We start from the raw sequence: 19,766 nt of genomic DNA on the forward strand, positions 1-19,766 counted from the left end.
TGTATGGAGTGTTTCGATGGATGTACTTTATCAATACCAAAAACCATGCGGAAGCCAGTAGAATGGATAACATTATTCTGCTAGTGGAACAATCATGGATGTAGAACCGAATGACCTGCTGCTGTTCGCGCGGATCGTCGAGTCGGGCAGCTTCACCCGGGCGGCCAGCCGAGTGAACCTGCCCAAGTCGACCGTGTCGCGGCGCCTGGCGCTGCTCGAGACGACCCTGGGCGAGCGCCTGCTGCAGCGGACGACCCGCAAGCTGGTGGTCACCGAATTCGGCGCCAGCCTGTACGAGCACGCGCGCCGACTGGCCGACGAAGTCGAGCAGGTCGGCGCCCTGGCCCAGCACCGGCAGAGCGAGCCGAGCGGTAAGCTGCGCATCTCGGCCCCGGCCGACTTCGCCAACAATGGCTTGAACGACGTCATCGTGCGCTTCCTGGCGCGCTATCCGGCGGTGTCGCTCGAGATGGATCTGACGCCGCGCCGGGTCGACCTGGTGGCGGAGAATTTCGACATCGCGATCCGCATGGGCGACCTGCCGGACGACGCCACGCTGAGCGCGCGGCCGATCGTGCTCGAGCAGCCAGGCCTGTATGCTTCGCCGGCCTACCTGGCGCAGCACGGCATTCCCGAGCATCCGGACGAACTGGCGTCGCACGAAGTGCTCTGCATTTTGAGCCGCAGCGGCGGTGCGATGCCGTGGGCCCTGTTTCGCGGCAAGGTTCGCTGGGAGCGCACCCTGCAGGCGCGCCTGACGGTCAATTCGCCCGACCTGCTGGCCGATATGGCGGCGCGCGGCGCTGGCATTGCGATCAGCTCGGCGTTGTTCGCCAATCCCTATGTGCAGACGGGCGAACTGGTGCGGGTGTTGCCGGAGTGGGTGATGCCGTCGGCCAGCGGCTGGGCGGTGTTCCCCAGCCGCAAGCTGATGCCGGCCAAGACCCGCGCCTTCCTGGACATGATGGAAAACATGTGTACCGAAAAAGGCCACACGCCGGAAATGGTGGCGGCAGCCGCGCGCGAACGCGCCGCGCTGGTCGAAGCGGCGCGCGGCGGCGCGGACGGCAGTTAAGGACGCCGGCCCATCGGCTCGCCCAGGCGCACCTTGCCTTCGGGCGCCCAGTCCGGGTTGAAGGCGATCGCGCCGCGCTGGAACAGCATCACCACGGTGGAGCCGAGCAGGAAGCGGCCCATCTCTTCGCCTTTCCTGAGCGAGACCTGGCCCGGCTCGTAGCTCCAGTCGCAGATACGCGGCATGCGCGGCGGATTCACCACGCCATGCCAGACGGTGGCCATGCTGCCGACGATGGTCGCACCGACCAGGGTCATCACGAACGGCCCGAATTCATCGTTCTCGAACACGCACACCACGCGCTCGTTGCGCGCGAACAGGCCCGGCACGCCGCGCGCCGTGGTCGGGTTCACCGAGAACAGCTTGCCCGGCACATAGATCATGCGCGTCAGGCGTCCGTCGCACGGCATGTGGATGCGGTGATAGTCCTTGGGGCTCAGGTAGACGTTGGCGAAGTGGCCGTGCTGGAAGTGCGCGGCCAGGGACTGGTCGCCGCCGACCAGTTCGGCCGTGGTGAACTTGTGCCCCTTGGCCTGGAAGATCTGGTGGTCGTCGATGTCGCCGAACTGGCTGATGGCGCCGTCGACCGGGCAGACATAATCGCTGGCCGCCAGCGGACGCACGCCGTCGCGCAGCGGGCGGGTGAAGAATTCGTTGAAGCTGGGGTAGCTGGCGATGTCCGGATTGGCGGCTTCGCTCATGTCGACGCCGTACTTGCCCACGAACCAACGGATCAGGCTGGTCGTCATCGACCCGCCCTTGTGGCCGGCGACGCGGCCGGCGAAGTTGGTCATCGCCTGTTTCGGCATGACGTATTGGGGCAAGACTTTTATACGGGACACGGGCGATCGCCTTTCTTCGAAAAGTGCGCATTATAGCGGGCGTACTACAGCGGGCGTACTACAGCGGGCGTGCCGAATGGAAACGATATTTCCATGGCAAGGCATGCACGAGTGTACTCCACGCCGTGGCACCGTGGCGAACGATGGTGCTGGTGCTTTTGTATGGAATCAAAAAATGCTCGTTGATGGAAGTTGAATATTCCTCATGTGGGAAGCATAAGTTCCATAAATGCGTTTACATTGTGCCATCAATGGGCATATATTTCCTCTACACATACCTAATAACGAGGAGATTCCCCTGTGATAGTGCCGATCCGATCCCGCCATCCACTTTCCCTGCTCATGCTCACGGCCTTCGCCGGCCCCACTTGTGCACAACAGGGGGAACCCGCGCCGCCCGTCTCACAGGTGGAAATCAAGGGCAGCAGCGCCAGTTATGACCCACGCCGCGACGACACGGCGACCCGCATCGTGATCGGGCGCGACGAACTCGGCCGCTATGGGGACCGGTCCGTGCTCGATGTCCTCAAAAGGGTGCCGGGTGTGACCGTCGACTCGAACCAGGCACGGGGCGGCACGATCCAGATGCGGGGACTCGGTGCCGGCTACACGCAGGTCCTGATCAATGGCGAGCGCGCCCCGGGCGGCTTCGACTTCGATTCGCTGTCGCCCGACGTCATCGAGCGCATCGAGGTGCTGCACGCTGCCACCGCCGACCTGTCGACGCAATCGGTGGCCGGCACCGTCAACATCATCCTGCGCCATGTAGCCAAGAAAGGCGAACGCCAGCTCAAGCTGGGCATGCTGCAATCCTCGCAGTTCAAGGGCCCCAACGCGGCGCTGCAACTGAGCGAGCGCGGCGAGGGTTTCGCCTGGTCGCTGGCCGGCGATGCGACCGCCGAGCGCTATGACCGCGCCTGGAGCATCTTCGAAGAGACGATCGCGCCCGGCGGCGCGGTCGACGTCGCGCGCCTGACCAGTGCGCCGGAACGAGGCCGCATGCGGCGGATGAACCTGACGCCGCGTCTTGAATGGACGCTGGCCGATGGCGACACGATCACCTTCGAGAATTTCGTCAATGTCAACCGCTTCCGCAACCGGACCCGGTTGTCGGTCGCCACCGGGATCGGGGCGCCGCCACCGGTGCCGGAACTGGTCACCCGGATGCGCGCCGACGCCGAAGACCTGCGTAGCGACCTGTCGTGGACGATGGGCTTCGATTCCGGCGCGACGCTGGAAGCCAAGCTCGGACTGCGTGGCGAGAATGCCACGAACACGATTTTCCGCCAGGGCCTGGACGCCCAGGGCCGGCCCGCGACCGACGGCCAGGTCGATGCGGCGTGGCGCGATCGCGGCGCGAATTCGACCGGCAAATACATGCGCAAGCTCGAGAACGGGCATGCCATCGCGGCCGGCTGGGACGGCGGTGTCGGCTGGCGCGACGAGAGCCGCAACGAACGCGACGCGATCCGTGTCTTTCCGCCCAGCCTTCCACTCGACGAGACCTTCGAAGCGCGCCTCACGCGCCTGGCGCTGTACGCGCAGGACGAATGGAATATCACGCCGCAGTGGTCGATGTACCTCGGCCTGCGATGGGAAGGCATCCGTATCCGCGCGGATGGCGACTCCTTCGACTCCACCCGCACCAGTTCCGACGTCTGGAGCCCGATCATGCAGACCCTGTGGAAGATCCCGGATCGCAAGGGCGACCAGGTGCGCTTGGCCGTGACCCGGACCTACAAGGCCCCGGACCTGTATAGCCTGTTGCCGCGCCGCCAGGCCTACGAAAACAATAGCGCCACCGAGGCCGACTTCCAGGGCAATCCCGACCTGAAGCCCGAGCTGGCCTGGGGCATCGACGCCAGCTACGAGCACTACTGGGCCGAGAACGCGATGGTGTCGCTCGGCGCCTCGTTGCGCCGGATCGAGGACTACACCAGCAACCGCATTTATTTCGACGGTTACCGCTGGATCTTTACGCCGGTGAACGACGGCCGCGCCGAGACCCGGACGCTGCAGCTGGAAACGAAGTTCCCCCTCAAGTCGCTGTTCGCCCAGGCGCCGGCGATCGACGTGCGCGCTGGCGTGAGCCGTCACTGGTCACGGGTCGAATCGGTGCCGGGTCCGGACAACCGCCTCGAGCGCCAATCGCCGCTGTCGGCCAATCTCGGCCTGGACTACACCGTCGGCGCGCTCTCGCTGGGCGGCAGCGCCGCCTACCAGCGCAACGGCTATGTGAGGGTGACGGCCAACCGCGGCTACTATTCCGAGGCGCGCACGGACCTGGAAGCGTACGCGGCCTGGCGCTTCGATCCGAAGCGGCAGCTGCGGGTGTCGCTGACGAACCTGCTGCACGAGGATGCGGGCTTCGAGCCGACCTACGCCGACCCCATTGCCGGCGTGGAGAAGCGGCGCTTCCATTATCCGGATGCGGTGCGGGTGCAGGCGAACTACGAGATCAAGTTCTGATCACGCCTGCTTGATTGCCTGGCCATGGCGCCGAAAGTAGCGCCACGCCACCAGCAAGGCCACCGCCTGCATGCCCGCGCACACGAAGAAGCTGCTGCCGACCCGCCAGTCGTCCTGGGGCAGGCGGCTGACCGCGCCCAGGATGGCGGTGCCGAGCAGCGGCGTGACGATCACGCCCAGGCTGCCGATCGATTGCAGGGAACCCATCAACTCGCCCTGCTGCTCGGGCGGCGAGGATTTCGACACGAGGCCCTGCAGCGCCGGGCCGGTGGCGTAGGCCAGCACATTGGCCAGGATGAAGACGTACATCGTCCAGCCCTCTGTGGCCAGGCCATAGGCGATGAAGGTCAGCATGCCGGACGTGAGGGCCAGCAGCGACAGGCGCACTTCGCCGAAGCGCCGGATCAGGATGCCGAGCAGCCCGGCCTGGACCACCACCGAGCCAAGGCCCACGCAGAACAGGGCGATGCCGTTGTCGCGCGGCGTCCAGTCGAAGCGGAAGGTGGTGTACAGCACCCAGGTCGACTGCAGCATCATCTGGGCGAAGGTCGCGAGCGTGATGACGATGACCAGGCCGCGGATATCCTTGCGCTGTACCAGGCGCAGCAGGGCCGACAGGGGATTCAGGCGCGCCAGCTTGAAGGGTTCGCGGCGCCCGGCCGGCAGCGACTCGGGCACCATGAAGTAGCCGTAGACGAAGTTCGCGGCCGACAGCGCCGCCGCCACGTAGAACGGCAGGTGCAGGTTGGCGTCGCCCAGCACGCCGCCCAGCATCGGGCCGCAGATGAAGCCCAGGCCGAAGGCGGCGCCGATCTTGCCGAAGGCCTTGGCGCGGTTCTCCGGGTCGAGATGTCGGAGGCGTAGGCCGAGGCGACCGACATGCTGGCCGAGGACATGCCGCCGATGATGCGGCCCACGAACAGCCAGGCCAGGCTCGGCGCCCAGGCGGTGACGAGGAAGTTCAGGCACATGCCGGCCATCGAATAGAGCAGCACCGGGCGGCGGCCGATGCGGTCGCTCAGGGCCCCGAGCGCCGGCATGAATAAAAATTGCAGGATCCCGAAGGTCGCCGCCAGCACCCCGTACCACAAGGCCCGCTTGTCCGGCCCGTCGACGAACTGGTCGAGCAGCAGCGGCAGCACCGGGACGATCAGGCCGATGCCGAGCATGTCGATGAAGATGCAGACCAGGACGAAATTGAGCTTGCCGGAGACGGGTTGCGGGACGGCGGTCGAACTGGTCATGGACACCTCGGTCAATACGGTGGCTTATCTTAGCATTGCAGCAAGGGGCGCTGGCAATCGCCCGATGGAGGCGTCAAGCCGGCATGGCGCCGCTCCATTCGGCCGCGAACTCTTCGCGAAACGCCAGCAACTGACCGAGCCGCCGCTGCCCAAGCTCCCGCGCGGCGGCGGTCTGCATCATGTCCGGCAGCCTGCACAGCTTGACCATGATGTGATCCAGGGCATACTTGCGGTCGTCGTAGTCGCGCTCCAGCCCCAGCGGATCGGCGGGATGGGCCAGGCCGGATTCCATGCGGCCCGCAATATAGAACATGCGCGCCAGCCCCACCAGGCCCAGGCCGTCGAGACGGTCGGCATCCTGCACGATCCGGGCTTCGATGGTCTCGGCTTCGATCGCCGCCGAAAAACTGTGCGCCTCGATCGCGTGCGCGACGGCGTCCAGTTTCGCGGGCGGGAATCCCAGGTGCGCCAGCTGGTGGCGGGCCAGGCGCGCCGAGCGGCGCGAAGCCTGGTCGCGTTCCGGGTCGTTCTTCGGCAGGTTGACCAGGTCGTGCAGGTAGCTGGCGGCCAGCACTACCAGGCGGTCGGCCTCGGGATGGTGCTCGAGCAGCAGCTGCGCATTGCGCCACACGCGGTCGAGGTGGGCGCTGTCGTGGGCGCCATCGGTGCCGGCGCTGCCGGCGGCCATCGCGGCCAGCTTGCTGCGCCAGCCGGCGAGATCGGTATCGATTGCTTCGGTCATGCTTCGTGTTCCAGGGTAAGGGGCGGCACGGCGCGCTGCGACAGCGCGTCGGCGCGTGAATTCTTGTGGCGCGGGATCCAGCGCAACCGCGCCTGCGGCAACTGGCCGAGCAGGGCGAGCGCTTCGGCGCGCAGCGCGCGCAGGGAGGGGGCGCTGGCGCAGTCGGGGGCGTTGACGTCGTCGACCACGACCTGGCTGTCGCCCAGCACGAGCAGGTCGGTGGCGCCATGTTCGAGCGCCGCGCGCAGCACCGCGTTCAGGGCGCGGTACTCGGCTTCGCTGCTGTTGCCATGGCCGCCGTCGCGCGACAGCTCGATCCGTTGGCCGGCCGGGCCTTCGAGGATGGCGCCCAGGCCGCAGCGGCCGGGGTTCGGGCGCGCCGAGCCGTCGAACCAGGCGCGCCAGGCGCTGTCGCCAGGGCCAACGCCGCGGGTACGCGCGGCGCTGGCGGATGCGTGGCGGCGCGCGGCCTGCTGGTCGGCATGCTCGCGCCGGGCCTGGCGTTCGGCCAGCAGCCGGGAGAGCCCGGCGACGCCGGCGCTGCGTGTCAATACCTGCTGCAAGGCGTCAAGCTCCGCAACGCCGGTGCGCGCCGCCAGTTGTCGGGCGGCGGCCAGCTCGGTCTTGAAGGCGGCGGCTTGCAGGGTGCTCAGGTCGTTCATGGCGAGAGCATAACCGATTCCAGATTGTTGACAGGTGTTAAGACTTTTGAAACACTGTCTTGTCGAGTTCAACCACAGGAGAAGGTATGCGCCAGAATCGCCGTGCTGTCAGTTTGTCCCTGTTTGCCATGCTTGCCGGCGCCGGCCTGGCGCCGATCCAGGCCGTCGCCCAAGCGGCCAAGCCCGTGAAGGCGCTGCCGCCTGGGAAAACGAGGCCGGCCGTCAAGCGCTACACCATCGAACAGTTCATGGCGACGACCTCGCTCACCGGCGCCTCGTTCAGCAAGGACGAGAAGCAGATCCTGTTCAGCAGTAACGAGTCTGGCATCTTCAACGCCTACACGGTGCCTGTCGCCGGCGGCAAGCCGCGTGCGCTCACCACGTCGGGCGACACCACCTATGCCGTGGCGTACTTCCATAACGACGATCGCGTCCTGTTCACGCGCGACGGCGGCGGCAACGAGCAGAACCACCTGTACGTGCGCGAGCTCGATGGCAAGGAACGGGATTTGACGCCCGGCGACAAGCTGAAGGCCTCGTTCGCCGGCTGGAAGCCGGACGGCAGCGGCTTCTACGTCGCCAGCAACGAGCGCGATTCGAAATTCTTCGACCTGTACCTGTACGACGCCGCCACCTATGCGCGCAAGATGGTGTACCAGAACGACAGCGGCATGAATGTCTCGAGCATCAGCCGCGACGGCAACTGGCTCGCCTTCGACAAGCCCAGCACCACCTCGGACAGCGACGTCTACGTGTTCAACCTGCAGACGCGCGAGATGAAGCACATCACGCCGCACAAGGACCCGGCCAGCCATTCGGCCGCGACCTTCGACCCGGAATCGAAGCGCCTGCTGTTGACGACCAATGCCGATGGCGAGTTCGCGCGCATCAAGGGCTATGAGCTGGCCAGCGGCGAGATGAAGGACGTCGAGCAGGCCGACTGGGACCTGCTGGGCACCAGCTATTCGCGCAACGGCCGCCACCGCGTCAGCCTGCTCAACCGCGACGGCAGCATCGCGGTGCGGCTGTATGACATGCGCGTAGGCGACGCCGCCGGCAATCCGGTCGCCTTGCCCAGGCTGCCCGGCGGCGAGATGCGCCAGGTGACCTTCTCCGAGAGCGGCAACCTGATGGCGTTCTACCTGAACGGCGACCGCTCGCCGAGCAATCTGTACGTGCACGACTTCAGGAGCGGCAAGACGTCGCAGCTGACGCGCAGCCTGAACCCCGAGATCGACCCGAACGACCTGGTCGAGGCCGAGGTGGTGCGCTTCAAGTCCTTCGACGGCATGGTGATCCCGTCGATCTACTACAAGCCGAAGGGCGCCGCGCCGAACGCCAAGGTGCCGGCGGTGGTATTCGTGCACGGCGGGCCGGGCGGCCAGACCATGCGCGGCTACAACGCCCAGATCCAGTACCTGGTCAACCATGGCTACGCGGTCCTGGGCATCAATAACCGCGGCAGCTCGGGCTATGGCAAGACCTTCTTCCGCGCCGACGACCGCAAGCACGGCATGGAACCGCTGTGGGACTGCGTCGAGGCCAAGACCTGGCTTGCCAGCCAGGGCTATATCGATCCGGAGCGGATCGGCATCATGGGCGGCAGCTACGGCGGCTATATGGTACTGGCGGCGCTGGCCTTCCGGCCCGAAGCCTTCAAGGTCGGCATCGATATCTTTGGGGTCAGCAACTGGGTGCGCACGCTCGAGAGCATTCCACCGTACTGGGAAGCGCAGCGCAAGGCACTGTACGACGAGATCGGCGACCCGGTCAAGGACAAGGATTTCCTGGTCGCGACCTCGCCGCTATTCCACGCGCACCAGATCCGCAAGCCGCTGCTGGTGGTCCAGGGGGCCAACGACCCGCGCGTGATCAAGGCCGAAAGCGACGAGATCGTCGAGGCGGTACGCAAGAACAAGGTCGAGGTCGAGTATGTCGTGTTCGGCGACGAGGGCCACGGCTTCTCGAAGAAGAAGAACGCGGCCGAGGCGAATGCGAAGATCCTCGCCTTCCTGGACAAGCACCTGAAGGGCTGATCCAGGATTCACATCGCCGGCCGCGCGTGATCAGTAGCGGTGGGGATTGTCCGGCCGGCGGTCGTGGCGGTTACGCACGCCGTCGCCATCGCGGTCACGATCGTGCCGGTCGCGGATGCCGTCGCGATCGCGGTCACGCCCGTGATGGCGGTCGTGCTTGTGGTGGCGGTCGCGGTCACGGTCGCGGTCCCAGCGATCGCGGTCGCGATGGTCGCGCACATACACCGGCGGCGGACCGTAATGGTGGCTCGGGCCGCGGTTCCAGCGCGAGGGTTCCATCACCCAGCGCCCGCCGCGATGGTGCCAGCTGGGCGGCGCATACACATAGCCGGGGCGGGCCACGATATAGTGGCCGGGCACCCAGTGGTGGCGGTGCGTGCGCCATTCCCAGTAACCGGGCGCCCAGACCTGGCCGCGGCGCGGGGCGGGAACGACTTCATAGATGGGCGCCGGCGGCGCGGCGCCGATCACGACCGAGATATGGGGCTGGGCCTGCGAGGCCGTCGGGGTGAAGGCAGCGGCGCCGATGGCGATCAGGGCTGCAATCAAAATGGGGGATTTCATGTTCGTCTCCAGATCCTTGAGCGGATGCTGTGGAATATAGCAATCCGGGGAATGGGACGTGGGGTTTGAAGCAAGTTCTTACAACTGAAACAGATCAGCAGAATCGGCTGGTGAAACCGGGCGGGCACAAGGCCGGCATTGGCCGCCGCGTACCGCATCCGGACTGCACCCGGGCGGCACGTCGGCGACGTGCGGCGCTCACATCCGGCTCCCGGCGGTGACGGTGTCCAGCGCCAGCAGGTCCGATTTCGCGGCGGCGTCCAGGCGCTTGGCGCTGATCGTCACGACCGCCATCTTGTCGCCGCTTGCGATCGCTGCATCGCTCACGCTGTAGCTGGCGGCGTGGGCATCGGGGATCTTGGCCAGGTAGCCAGCCGGGACGGCGACCAGGGCGGCGGCGATGAAGATGGCTTCCATGTGTTTGAGGACGTTCATTTTGTTTCTCCTTGACGTAGTCGATGAAGCGGTTGGTGGCTGGTTGGTGTGTCGATGTATCCACTGTATGCCAAGCCCCGCATGGTCTCCAGCGACATGCGACGAGCCGCAGAAAACGGGGAGTGAGCTGCGCCAGGCGGCACATGAAAGCAGATCCGGCCCAGCCGTTTTCATCCTCCCCCAGCTAGCTGAGCGCGAAGGGCGCGTGGGCGCCACGTCAACCACCGGATTCGCGCATGACAGGCATGTTCACGACCATGATCGCCTCGCTGATCGGCCAACTGGCCTCCTCGCGCACGGCGCGGCGGCGCTCCCGCAACCTGCGCGCCGGGGCGCGTCCAGTGGCCACCGACGGCAGCTGGTCGATCACCCTGGGTCCCGCCTGGCTGTGGGCGGTGCTGGTCGCGATCGTGGGCGGCGGCGTGGCGCTGGCCATGCATGCGCGTGCGCTGCCAGACGGCGCGGCCGAGACGCCGGGCGCGGTTGCGCTGGGCGCCCTGCAGCCGATCGCGCCCGGGCTCGACTTCGTGGTGCCGCGCGAAAGCGGCATCTCGCTCAGCCAGCACGGCGGCCTGGCGCTGCTGGTGGCCAGCGGCATGCGCGCCGGCCCGGCGGTGCGGGTGGACCTGTGCACGCAAATGCTGGACCCGGCGCAGCCGCGCATGCTGCCGCTGCGGATCGGTTATCCGTTCGACGAGGCGGCGCGGATCGCAAGCGCCAGCAGCGCGCCGCCGCGCAGCGTGCTGCTGGCCCGTTCCGGGTCGAGCATGCCGCGCATCGACATCGGCGGCAATGCCGGCGCGGCAGCAACAGGGTTGACGATCGCCTGGAACGCCGGCGCCGCCACCGCCGCCTGGGTTGGCGATGCCAGCGGCAGCGCGGTGACGCGGGCCCGCGACGGTCAGGCTGAGCTGGGTAACAGCGGCTGGCTGCTGTGGGGCGCCGAGGCCTTGCGTTTCACGCGCCAGGCCAGCGCCGCCTGCCCGCAGGCGGGCGAGCTGGTGCTGCATCATTTCCAGCAGGGCGGTGCGCCGGGCGCCGCGGCCCTGGTCCAGGCGTTTCCGGCCCACGGCGAGCCCGTGTCGATGCGGCTGGCGCCCGGCGCCTGGCAGGTGCCGCTGCTGCCCGGCCCCGGCATGGAAGACCAGGCGCTGTTCGAGGCGTTGACCGCGCGCGGCCTGCTGCGCCTGGGCCGCGACGGCCTGGTCGAACTGGCGCCGCGCGACCTGCTGGCCTGGAAGCAGGCCGGCCAGGAGGCGCGCGCGCCGCTGCCGGGCTGGGAAGACCACGCGCTGGACGCCGGCGACCGCCGCCTGCTGGAGCGCCTGCACCACCGCGCCGACGGCGCCTATGTGCGCGAACAGGTGCGCATCTTTAATAGCGAACGCAGGCTGGTGGCCTGGCGCACCCGGCCGGGCGCGGATGCGGTCTGGCACGCGCTGGTCGGCAACGCGCCGGCCCTGCGCGAGGCGGGCTTGCCGGTGGCTGCGATGCGCCTGTTCGCGCGCCTGCCGGAGGGCTGGGAGCCGTGGAACCGGGTCGGCGGCTGGGAAGGGGGACGTGATGGCTCTTTCGTCACCCTGAGTACGCCGGCCAGCGGCCGTCCGCTCGAGTTGCTGGTGGCGGGGCGGGTGCGCGCTGTGACCGGTGCGCGCGTGGTGGCGCAGGCTGCCTGCGACGGCCGCGCATGTCCGGATCGCGAAGCGGTGGCGCGGCTGGTCCTGGTGGCTGTGGCCGGCGCGGCATCGATCTCGGTGCAGGTCGAGCCGCTCGACATGGCCGCGATGTCGGGCGGCGCCGACGCCGCCTACCGGCACCTGGCCGTGGTCAAGGGCCGCCTGGCCTGGCAGGCATTGCCGGCCGGCCGCAGCAACGCGCGTCCAGCCGTGGCGCCGGTAGAGCTGCGCGACCGCAACGGTGAGGCTTTGTGGGCCGACGGCGCGCCGGCGGCGCCCGCGGTGCGCGCCGGCCTGGCCCCGTTGCTGGGCGTGCACCGCCAGCACGACGGCAGCGTGGCCGGCATGCTGGCCCGGCTCGGCGGCGCCGGGCACGCGGCCCAGCTGAGCATCGACCTGGGCCTGCAAGCGAAGGCCCAGCTGCTACTCGACTGCATTGGCCTGGCCGGCGGGCGCTGGGACGGCCAGGCCTGCGTCGGCGGCGCCGACGCCGTGCGGGAACGGCGCGCCGGCCTGGTGCTGCTCGATGCCGGCAGCGGCGACATCCTGGCGGCGGCGTCCAGCGGCGGCGGACGGGCGGATCCAGGCCACTGGAGCGAGTTGCGCGACTTCGACCGCGCCGATCCGGCCCGCAGCCCGCTGCGCAGCGCCGCCTTCCAGCACGACGGCGGCGCGCACCGGGCGCCCGGCTCGACCTTCAAGGTGGTCAGCGCGCTGGGCCTGGAGCAGGCCGCCCGCAGCGACGTGCGCCTGGACGGGCTGCTGCAAGGCTTGCCGCTGCCCGAAGTCGACCGGCTGGCGCGCGAGGGTGGCTATGGCTTCCATACCGGCGCGCCCAGCTATCCGGCCGAAGGCAAGCGCGCCCGCATCACCAATTTTCGCGACCAGATCACCAGCACCCGGGCCCAGGATGGCCGCCTGGGCCTGGCGCAGGCGATGGCGCACAGCGTCAATACCTGGTTTGCCTGGAGCGCTGAACTGAGCGACCGCAGCCTGATGGGGCAGCCAGACGGCGGCATGCCGGGCGCCCGCGAGCTGGAGCCGGGCGCGCTGGATGCGGTGCGGCCGGTGGCGGCGATGGCGGGCCGGCTCGGCTTTGGCCAGCCGCTGCGTCTCGACGGGGGCCTGCTGCCGCCCGATTATCGCTGGGGCGAGTGGGATGCGCTGCAGGCCAGCGCATCGCGGCTCGATCCGGTCGACAGCCGCCACGAGCTGCGCCAGATGGCGATCGGCCTGCGCATGCAGACGACGCCGCTGCAGATGGCGCTGGTGGCGGCGGCGGTCGGGGAAGGGCGCACGGTCACGCCGCGCCTGCTGCTCTCGCTCGACGGCCGCGCCGCGCAAGCTGCGGCGCACGTACCGCTCGGTGTGCGCCTGGACCGGGTGCGCGCCGGGATGAAGGGCGTGATCGATGGCGGCACCGCGGCCGGCGCCTTCCGCGCCGCCGGTTTCGATGGCTTGCGCCCTGGCCTGTACGGCAAGACCGGCACCGCGCCGGTCGGCCGGGACGAGCTGGCGACCGTCTGGTTCATGGGCTGGCTGGAGCCGGGCAGCCTGCCGGGCCAGACCCGGCGGCTGGCGTTCGCGGCCTTCGTCAGCCATTCGGCAGCCACCGGCGGCGGCCATGCGGCCCCGGTCGTGGCGGCCTTATTGCAGTCGATGACAGAACAATCGTTGGAAAAGAGGGACAAATAGCAGTCTCCTGCGCGCCTCAAGGGCGTGTTTGTATGGCATCATCTATTTCAATCCGTGACTTAAACGGAGCGAAACAGAGGATGGGCAAGGTATGCGTTTGCCGGGAACCCGGTATCAGGAGCACGGTTGGGAGCAGGTCCGCAAGCTGTTGGGGCAATGCTCCCTGCAGGCGTGCGCGCGGCTCGGGCCGGCCACGCTGCTTGACGCGGATATCGAACAATCCCTCGGCGCCTACGTCGAGGCGGTGGGACAGGCACTGCATGCATCTGCTGCCCGCGGGCGGGCGCCCGGCAACAGCTATGGCGACACCAGCGGCGAGCTGGCCCTGACCCTGGTCTACGAATTGCAGGCCCGTCCCGCCGACTGGGCCGCCCTGTGCGCCGCCGTGGCGGCCGAGCATGCGCGCGTCGGCCCGTTCTGGGAAGAGGCCAACGGCGAAGCGCTGCTGCGCAAGAAATTCAACGACCTGTACGCTGTCTTGCGCGACAAGGTCGACAGCGACAACTACCAGGCCGCCTGCGGCCGCCCCTGCAGCCCGAACCGCATGTATGCCTGCCGCATGCTCGATACCGCCTACCATGAGGTCGCTCGCCTGTTCGAGGGCTGGCGCGAGCACGCGGCCCAGGTCGGCGCCATCCTGGGGCGCGAGGTGGTGGCGATGCCGATCGAGGTGCGCCAGTTGCGCACGATCGGCGACTGCAAGCCCGAATGGATCATGCGCTGGAGCGAAAGCCAGGAGCGCCATGCAGGTTCGCCAGGGCCGCTGCATACCAAGTCGAAGCGCTTCGCCAGCCTCAAGAACAGCCCGGACAAGATCGGCGCCATCCTGCGCGAGATCGGCGAATACGAGCTGCTGTCGGCCAACCGCGACCACGACTGGCTGCACGACGCGGGCGAGGCGACCGCCTGGCTGGACGATTACTGGCGCGTGCTCGGCGAATCGGAGCAGGGCGCCACGCCCGGCCCCGACCTGATCCTCGAAGCGCGCGAGGATGCACTGGACGTCATGGAGTCCGAGGCGGCGCCGGATCCTGCGCCGCCCGACGCGCACGACGCCGCCCGCCTGGCCCTGGTCGCGCAACAGGTTTCACTGCCCCCCAACTATCTGCTGTTGGCAACGCTGGGCGAGGATCGCGCCAGCTGGGCGGCGCGCCGGATGGCGCAGGAATCGCTGCCGGTGCGGCTGGCGGTGTATCTCAAGCTGCTCGGACCGTTCGACGACAGCTATCCGGCCGAATGGCTGGATCCCGTCAGTGGCGAGCTGCCGACGATGCAGCAGCTGGCCGGCCTGGACGGGATCTCGTTGCCGACCCTGCGCAAGCGGCGTGACGCCGCGATCGCGCGCCTGAACGAGATGGCGGGAATGGAGGAGGAAAGACGATGGGCATGACCGAACTGGATCGCAAGCTGCAGGCCGGGGCACTGCTGGGACGCCGCGTGGAGAGCGACCGCCTGGTGCTGGCCGACGCGGTGCTGGGGCAGGCGCTGGACGGCAGCCGGCCCTTGACGCATGGCGAGCGCGCCGCGCTGCAGGCCTCGCCGCTGACCCTGCGCCGCCTGCGCCACCTGGCGCAAAGCCGGCGCGCGCAGGGGCAAGCTGGCGCCTGGCGCGGCAGCCGCGGCCTGCTGCGCGCCGCCGACAGCGGTGCGGGCCTGACTCTGCTGCGCACCGACGACGGCATGTGGCGCCTGCACTTCGTCGACGCCGGCGGCGCACTGTCCGTGATCGTCCAGCTCGACCCGCAAGCCGCGGGAGCGGCCGGGCTGCTGGCGGCGCGGCCCGCGATCGCGGTGCGCGATGGCGGCGGCGCCGTGGTACTGGAAGGAAGACTCGATGCCGACGGCGAGTGCGAAGGCCCATGGCCGTTCGCGGCACTGCCGGCGGCACATTTCCAGCAGCATGGAGCACGCTTCGAGGTCATCCCCGGCATGCAGCCAATCACATAGACATGGTGTAGTTCGGCCATACCCGACAAGGACGATGATGCTAGGTTCGCTGATCAAGAGCACGTTGCAGGGCACGCTACAGGGCAGGCTACGACTCCCTCACCGCCAACCCGAATTCGACGCCACGCGCCTGGGCAGCGTGGCGATCGCGCTGCCGGCGCCGAACGGCCTCACCGTTCCTCTGGCTTGCGCCGCGGTGCTGGTCGACCGGGTTGGCCGCAGCCGGCGCCAGGCGGCGGGCAGCCGCATCGCTGTCCTCGAAGGAGAAACCGCCTGGTGCGTCCATCCCGGCCCCTATGCCTGCGAACTGCTGCCGTTCGCGGGCGCGCCCGAGATCGGCCTGCGGGTGCATTTCGCGATCGACGCCAACGACCCGCGCGCGACCCACCAGCGCTTCGACCTGTTCCTGGCCAGCGAGGCCGGCTGCACCGTCGAACTGGCGGGTTTCGCCGAGTTGGCGCAGACCGCGCTGCAGCGCGAGCTGGCCCAGGGCAACCTGGAGCTGCCGCCCTGCACGACGCTCGAAGAGTGGAATGCCTTCCGCTCCGGTTTCAACCAGTTGATGTATACGCGCTTCGGGGTGACGGTGGACGATTGCGTGCCGGTCGACCTGGGCGCAGCCAACGACTACGCGGCCATGCTCGATGCGCGCCTGGCCGCGCGGCTCGATGCGGTCAAGCCGGCGGCTGCACGCGAGCAGGCGGCCACCGCCGCGGCGCCGCAAGAAGCTTTCGTACCGGCCTGCGAGGATGGGCGCGCGCTGCGCCGCCTGTTCCTCGAGCTGCCCTGCCTGATGTGCGCGGTGCGCATGGCGGTGATGCCGGCCGACCAGGGACGCTTCCGCCAGCACCAGGAATTGCTGCGCCGGCTCGACCTGGTCAGCCTGTCGGTCGGCACCATGCCGGCCCTGGAACTGGCGGCCCCCGGCCAGCCGCTGGCGCAGGACGAGCAACTGCGGCGCGCGCGCCACAGCCGCCGCGCCGCCGCCGCGCTGGACGAGGCGTGGGCGCTGCTGGCGCGCCTGAAGGTGGCCGGCGAAGCCCCGCTCGACGCTTTGTTCGACGAGGCCGACCGCATCGTGGCCAATCTCGAGACCGAGGCCGGCGCACGGCGCGCCGTGTCGGCCCGCGAAGTGGAACTGGAGGAAGCGTGAGTGTAGGGACAAGCGCAGGAGTGAGCGCGCAAACGTGCGTGTGCCGCAGCATCGCCGCCGACGGCGGCATGCTGGCGATCACCGCCACGCGCCGGCCGCGCGCCGGCCGCGCCGACGTCAAGTGCAGCGTGCCGGGCGCGCCGGCCGTGGCCGAGCGCATGCAGCAGGTGGTGCGCCTGGCGCGCCATGCCGAGGCGCGCTTCGACAGCCGCGACCAGGTGGTGCTGAGCCTGGACCGCGCGCCGCTTGAAGGCGACCGCGATTGGGAACTGGCGGCGGTGCTGGCCGACCGCATCGTGCGCGGGGTCCATGTGCCGCAGCGCGAGGTGGTGGCCAATGGCTGGTCCGACGCCTGGCACCTGGGCCGCGTCGACGGCCGCCGCCTGGCCGGGGCGCCGGCCGGGGTGCTGCTCGGGGGCGCCGACGCCCTTGCGCACCTGGGCGCGCTGAACGGCCAGCCCGATCCCGGCGCAGCGATCTCGAGCGCGCGCGCCTGGTTCCCGATGCACAGCGGTGGCGAGCACGATGGCCTGGGCTGGGTCGAAGTGAGCGTGCGGCCGCTGGCCCGGGCTGGCCAGGCCGAGGACGATCCGGTCAGCGTGCCCGACGTGGATGCGGTGCGCCAGGCGCAGGTGGCGGCGGTGCTGGCCGGCGCCCGCCATTTCGATGGCCGCGGCCAGGGCCAGTGGCGCACCACGGTGCGCTTCGGCGAGCCGCGCTTTTCGGGCGACTCTTACCAGCTGGCGCTGGTGATGGCCGACCGCATGGCGCGCGGCCGCGAATTCGCTGCGCGTGGACGGGTGATTGCGACCGGCGCGTCGAGCGCCTGGCATGCGGGACGGGTCGAGGCGGTCGAGGCGCTGGCGCCGAAATGCGCGCTGATCGCGCGCGAGGCAGGCCCCGGCGACCGCATCCTGCTGCCCAGGGAATGGGAAGCGGCCCTGCCGCAGGGCCTGCGCGAGGCATTGCATGCGCGCGGCGCCAGCCTGGCGTGCGTCGAGCGGATCGGCATCATCTAACGGCCAGGGGTATCACCGGTTTGACCGGATCGCACCCGCGCACGGGAGCGCTCCGCGCCGCAGGCATGGCCCTGCTAGAATCCACGGGTTGGACGGCAGGTTCGCAGTTAAAAGTGACAAGCAGTACGCGATAGAACGGAGTCGGATATGTTGCAGATGTTCGGAGTGAAAGGCGCCACTTGCCCGCGTTGCGAGTGCAAGAATGCGCCCGAGGCGCGCTATTGCGCCGGCTGCGGCGTCATCCTGGGCGCGCCGCGCAACAAGCCGGTGCTGGTCGAGAACCGCTGGGTGCCCGGACCCGACGAACTGGCGGTGTTCTTCGGCGTGCGCGAACTGTCGGGCCTGTTCGTCAAGACGCTGCGGGTGCCGGCCACCGCGCGCGGCTTCATCCTGCAGGGCGACAAGGCGACCGAGGTGCCGCAGGGCGAGTACGAGATCGAAGGCTTCTTCACCCGCCTGAACCACCTGCTGCGCGACCAGCATGCCGAAATCCTCGTCACCCGCACCGGCGCCTTGCCGGTGCCGTTCGAGTTCGACGACGTGCCGACCTGCGAGCATCTCGATATCGCGCTGCGCTTCTCGGTCAGCGTCAAGATTGAAAACGTACCGGCCTTCGCCCGCCACTTCATGACCACGCCGGGCACGATCGGCGCCGGCCAATTGCGCGAGCTGCTGTCGCATCCGGTACGCCAGCTGGCGCTCGAATTCATCGGCGCCCGTTCGATCCGCGAGATGGCCGCCAATGGCGAGCTGCGCGCCCAGTTGGATGAGCGCCTGCAGGGCGGCCTCAAGGTGCTGCTGTCCGGCTACGGCCTGGCGGTGACGGCGGTCGAGACCTTCGAGCTGCGCCACGACAAATACGACGCCAACCGCGCCCGCATCGGCAGCCTGTGGCTGGCCGCCGACGAACAGCACGTGCAGCTGGCGCACAGCCGCCACCTCGACGAGCTGTACACGTCCGAGGAATGGCAGCGCATCAAGCGCAGCGAAGAAGAAGGCCGCCTGCGCCTGCGCCGTGCCGAACTGCGCCAGGATGACGCCATCGCGCGCGCCGAACTGTCGCTGCAGGGCGCCGACCGGGCGCACGGCGTGCGGGCGCGCCAGATCGAGCTGTATGGCCGCATCCTCGAGGCCCAATCGCGCAAGCAGGCGCTGGCCAGTGGCGCGGCCGAGGTGCTGGCCGAACTCGAACACGAGATGGCGCAAAAGCACGCACAGCGGGCCGACGAAGCCGCCGAATGGCAGCACCTGCGCGCGCTGGCCGGCGTGCGCATGCGCGCTGAGGTTGCGAACGCCCAGCAAGAGGCGCTGCAGGCGCGCCAGGTCGCGCAGCAGCGCTTTTCGCAGCAACTGCTGCAGCAGCAGATCCGCAACAAGATCGAACAGGCGCGCCAGATCGAGGATGCAGCGCGCCAGCGCGACGAACTCGTGCGCCTGCGCGAGAGTGAAGCGGAAGCCGCGCGCCGCCTGGGCGACATCGACCAGGCCGAGCACGTGGCGCGCTACCAGGCCCTGTGCCTGGCGAACGAGGCGCGCCGGCGCGAGGCCGAACGGGCGCAGGAATGGGAAGACGAGCAAGCGCGCCAGCGCATCGACAGCGCGCGCCGCGGCGCCGGCCGCGACGATGCCCAGGCCCAGCACGAGAAACTGCTGCGCACGATCGAGGCCGATGCCACGCATGCGCGCAGCCTGCAGGACGTCACCCTCGAAGCCGACGAGCGCCGCGCTGGCATCGAAGAACACGCGCGCGCGGCCGGCCGCGCCCACGAGGTCGAACTGGCCCGGCTGGCAATGGAACGCGCCGCAGCGCTGGGCGCGATGGACGATACCGCCAAGCTGGCCCTGGCCGACGCGCCGAATGCCGTGGTGCTGGCCGACTACCTCAAGACGCGCGTACATGCCTCGATGGATGGCGACCAGCTGACGGCGCTGGCCGGCGTGGCCGGTGTCGGCAAGATCGATGCGGCCGTGGCGGATGCGCGGGTCGCCGCCGAACAGGCGCGCCGCGAACTCGAGGTCGACAAGGACCGGCGCCACCAGCTCGACTTGCTGGCGATGCAGAACGACGTCAACAAATCGGCGCTGACGTCGCAAGCCGCGCTGGCGAGCGGCATTGCGGCAGCGCGCCAGTGCGTCCACGGCCACCCGGCGCAACCCGAAGACCGCTTCTGCGCCGCTTGCGGATCGACGCTGCCTGCATGAATCGC

Annotated in this window: 15 protein-coding genes and 1 pseudogene; 9 read left to right on the forward strand and 7 right to left on the reverse strand. The window is 69.1% G+C overall.

All coding sequences use genetic code 11. The features are described from left to right. Positions 1-94 precede the first annotated feature (94 nt). The gene (locus E8M83_RS24235) at positions 95-1,075 is read left to right on the forward strand and encodes a LysR family transcriptional regulator (protein WP_137175917.1); all 981 of its coding nucleotides are present in this window, start codon (positions 95-97) and stop codon (positions 1,073-1,075) included. On the opposite strand, the gene asd is transcribed toward E8M83_RS24235, so the two are convergent. Then, positions 1,072-1,884 (reverse strand): archaetidylserine decarboxylase, encoded by an 813-nt coding sequence (asd, locus tag E8M83_RS24240; RefSeq protein WP_137175951.1) that lies wholly within the window; start codon positions 1,882-1,884, stop codon positions 1,072-1,074. The two genes, E8M83_RS24235 and asd, sit on opposite strands and share 4 nt — an antisense overlap. Before the next feature lie 339 nt (positions 1,885-2,223). Here asd and E8M83_RS24245 point away from each other — a divergent pair, with 339 nt between their 5' ends. Continuing rightward, positions 2,224-4,386 carry a TonB-dependent siderophore receptor gene (locus E8M83_RS24245; RefSeq protein WP_137175918.1) on the forward strand — a complete coding sequence of 721 codons (2,163 nt, stop codon included), beginning with the start codon at positions 2,224-2,226 and terminating at the stop codon, positions 4,384-4,386. Here the strand turns inward: E8M83_RS24245 and E8M83_RS26620 are convergent, their stop codons facing one another. The 4 genes and pseudogenes from E8M83_RS26620 to E8M83_RS24260 form a co-directional block, all read right to left on the reverse strand. After that, entirely contained in the window at positions 4,387-4,644 is a 258-nt protein-coding gene (locus tag E8M83_RS26620; RefSeq protein WP_373995072.1) for an MFS transporter, read from the reverse strand. It lies immediately after the preceding gene. Then, a pseudogene (locus E8M83_RS26625) lies at positions 4,636-5,630 on the reverse strand (MFS transporter); the annotation flags it as partial. The gene E8M83_RS26620 and the pseudogene E8M83_RS26625, both read right to left, overlap by 9 nt. A gap of 73 nt (positions 5,631-5,703) precedes the next feature. After that, entirely contained in the window at positions 5,704-6,372 is a 669-nt protein-coding gene (locus E8M83_RS24255) for an HD domain-containing protein (RefSeq protein ID WP_137175919.1), read from the reverse strand. Next, complete coding sequence (locus E8M83_RS24260) at positions 6,369-7,034, reverse strand: ribonuclease HI family protein (RefSeq protein ID WP_137175920.1); 666 nt, start codon at positions 7,032-7,034, stop codon at positions 6,369-6,371. The genes E8M83_RS24255 and E8M83_RS24260 overlap by 4 nt, the downstream gene beginning before the upstream one ends. A gap of 86 nt (positions 7,035-7,120) precedes the next feature. Here E8M83_RS24260 and E8M83_RS24265 point away from each other — a divergent pair, with 86 nt between their 5' ends. Next, positions 7,121-9,070, forward strand: coding sequence for a S9 family peptidase (locus E8M83_RS24265; RefSeq protein ID WP_137175921.1), 1,950 nt, complete (start codon positions 7,121-7,123; stop codon positions 9,068-9,070). Positions 9,071-9,100: 30 nt separating this feature from the next. Here E8M83_RS24265 and E8M83_RS24270 read toward each other — a convergent pair whose 3' ends face one another. Both E8M83_RS24270 and E8M83_RS24275 read right to left on the reverse strand, forming a co-directional pair. Continuing rightward, positions 9,101-9,634, reverse strand: a complete 534-nt coding sequence (locus E8M83_RS24270; protein ID WP_137175922.1) for a YXWGXW repeat-containing protein — start codon at positions 9,632-9,634, stop codon at positions 9,101-9,103. A 198-nt stretch (positions 9,635-9,832) separates the two neighbouring features. Continuing rightward, on the reverse strand, positions 9,833-10,069 hold the full coding sequence (locus tag E8M83_RS24275; protein WP_137175923.1) for a hypothetical protein: 237 nt from the start codon (positions 10,067-10,069) through the stop codon (positions 9,833-9,835). Positions 10,070-10,305: 236 nt separating this feature from the next. Here E8M83_RS24275 and E8M83_RS24280 point away from each other — a divergent pair, with 236 nt between their 5' ends. The 6 genes from E8M83_RS24280 (at position 10,306) to E8M83_RS24305 (ending at position 19,761) form a co-directional block, all read left to right on the forward strand. Then, positions 10,306-13,440, forward strand: a complete 3,135-nt coding sequence (locus tag E8M83_RS24280; RefSeq protein WP_229491875.1) for a penicillin-binding transpeptidase domain-containing protein — start codon at positions 10,306-10,308, stop codon at positions 13,438-13,440. Between the two features lie 91 nt (positions 13,441-13,531). Continuing rightward, the gene (locus tag E8M83_RS24285) at positions 13,532-14,830 is read left to right on the forward strand and encodes a hypothetical protein (protein WP_137175924.1); all 1,299 of its coding nucleotides are present in this window, start codon (positions 13,532-13,534) and stop codon (positions 14,828-14,830) included. Then, complete coding sequence (locus tag E8M83_RS24290) at positions 14,827-15,387, forward strand: hypothetical protein (protein WP_229491877.1); 561 nt, start codon at positions 14,827-14,829, stop codon at positions 15,385-15,387. The genes E8M83_RS24285 and E8M83_RS24290 overlap by 4 nt, the downstream gene beginning before the upstream one ends. Before the next feature lie 34 nt (positions 15,388-15,421). Beyond that, positions 15,422-16,540 carry a hypothetical protein gene (locus tag E8M83_RS24295; RefSeq protein WP_229491878.1) on the forward strand — a complete coding sequence of 373 codons (1,119 nt, stop codon included), beginning with the start codon at positions 15,422-15,424 and terminating at the stop codon, positions 16,538-16,540. A 20-nt stretch (positions 16,541-16,560) separates the two neighbouring features. Further along, on the forward strand, positions 16,561-17,559 hold the full coding sequence (locus E8M83_RS24300; protein WP_307721870.1) for a hypothetical protein: 999 nt from the start codon (positions 16,561-16,563) through the stop codon (positions 17,557-17,559). A 147-nt stretch (positions 17,560-17,706) separates the two neighbouring features. Continuing rightward, positions 17,707-19,761 (forward strand): hypothetical protein, encoded by a 2,055-nt coding sequence (locus E8M83_RS24305; RefSeq protein ID WP_137175926.1) that lies wholly within the window; start codon positions 17,707-17,709, stop codon positions 19,759-19,761. Positions 19,762-19,766: the final 5 nt, after the last annotated feature.

Source organism: Massilia sp. HP4 (assembly GCF_005222695.1).
Taxonomy (GTDB): Bacteria; Pseudomonadota; Gammaproteobacteria; order Burkholderiales; family Burkholderiaceae_D; genus Telluria.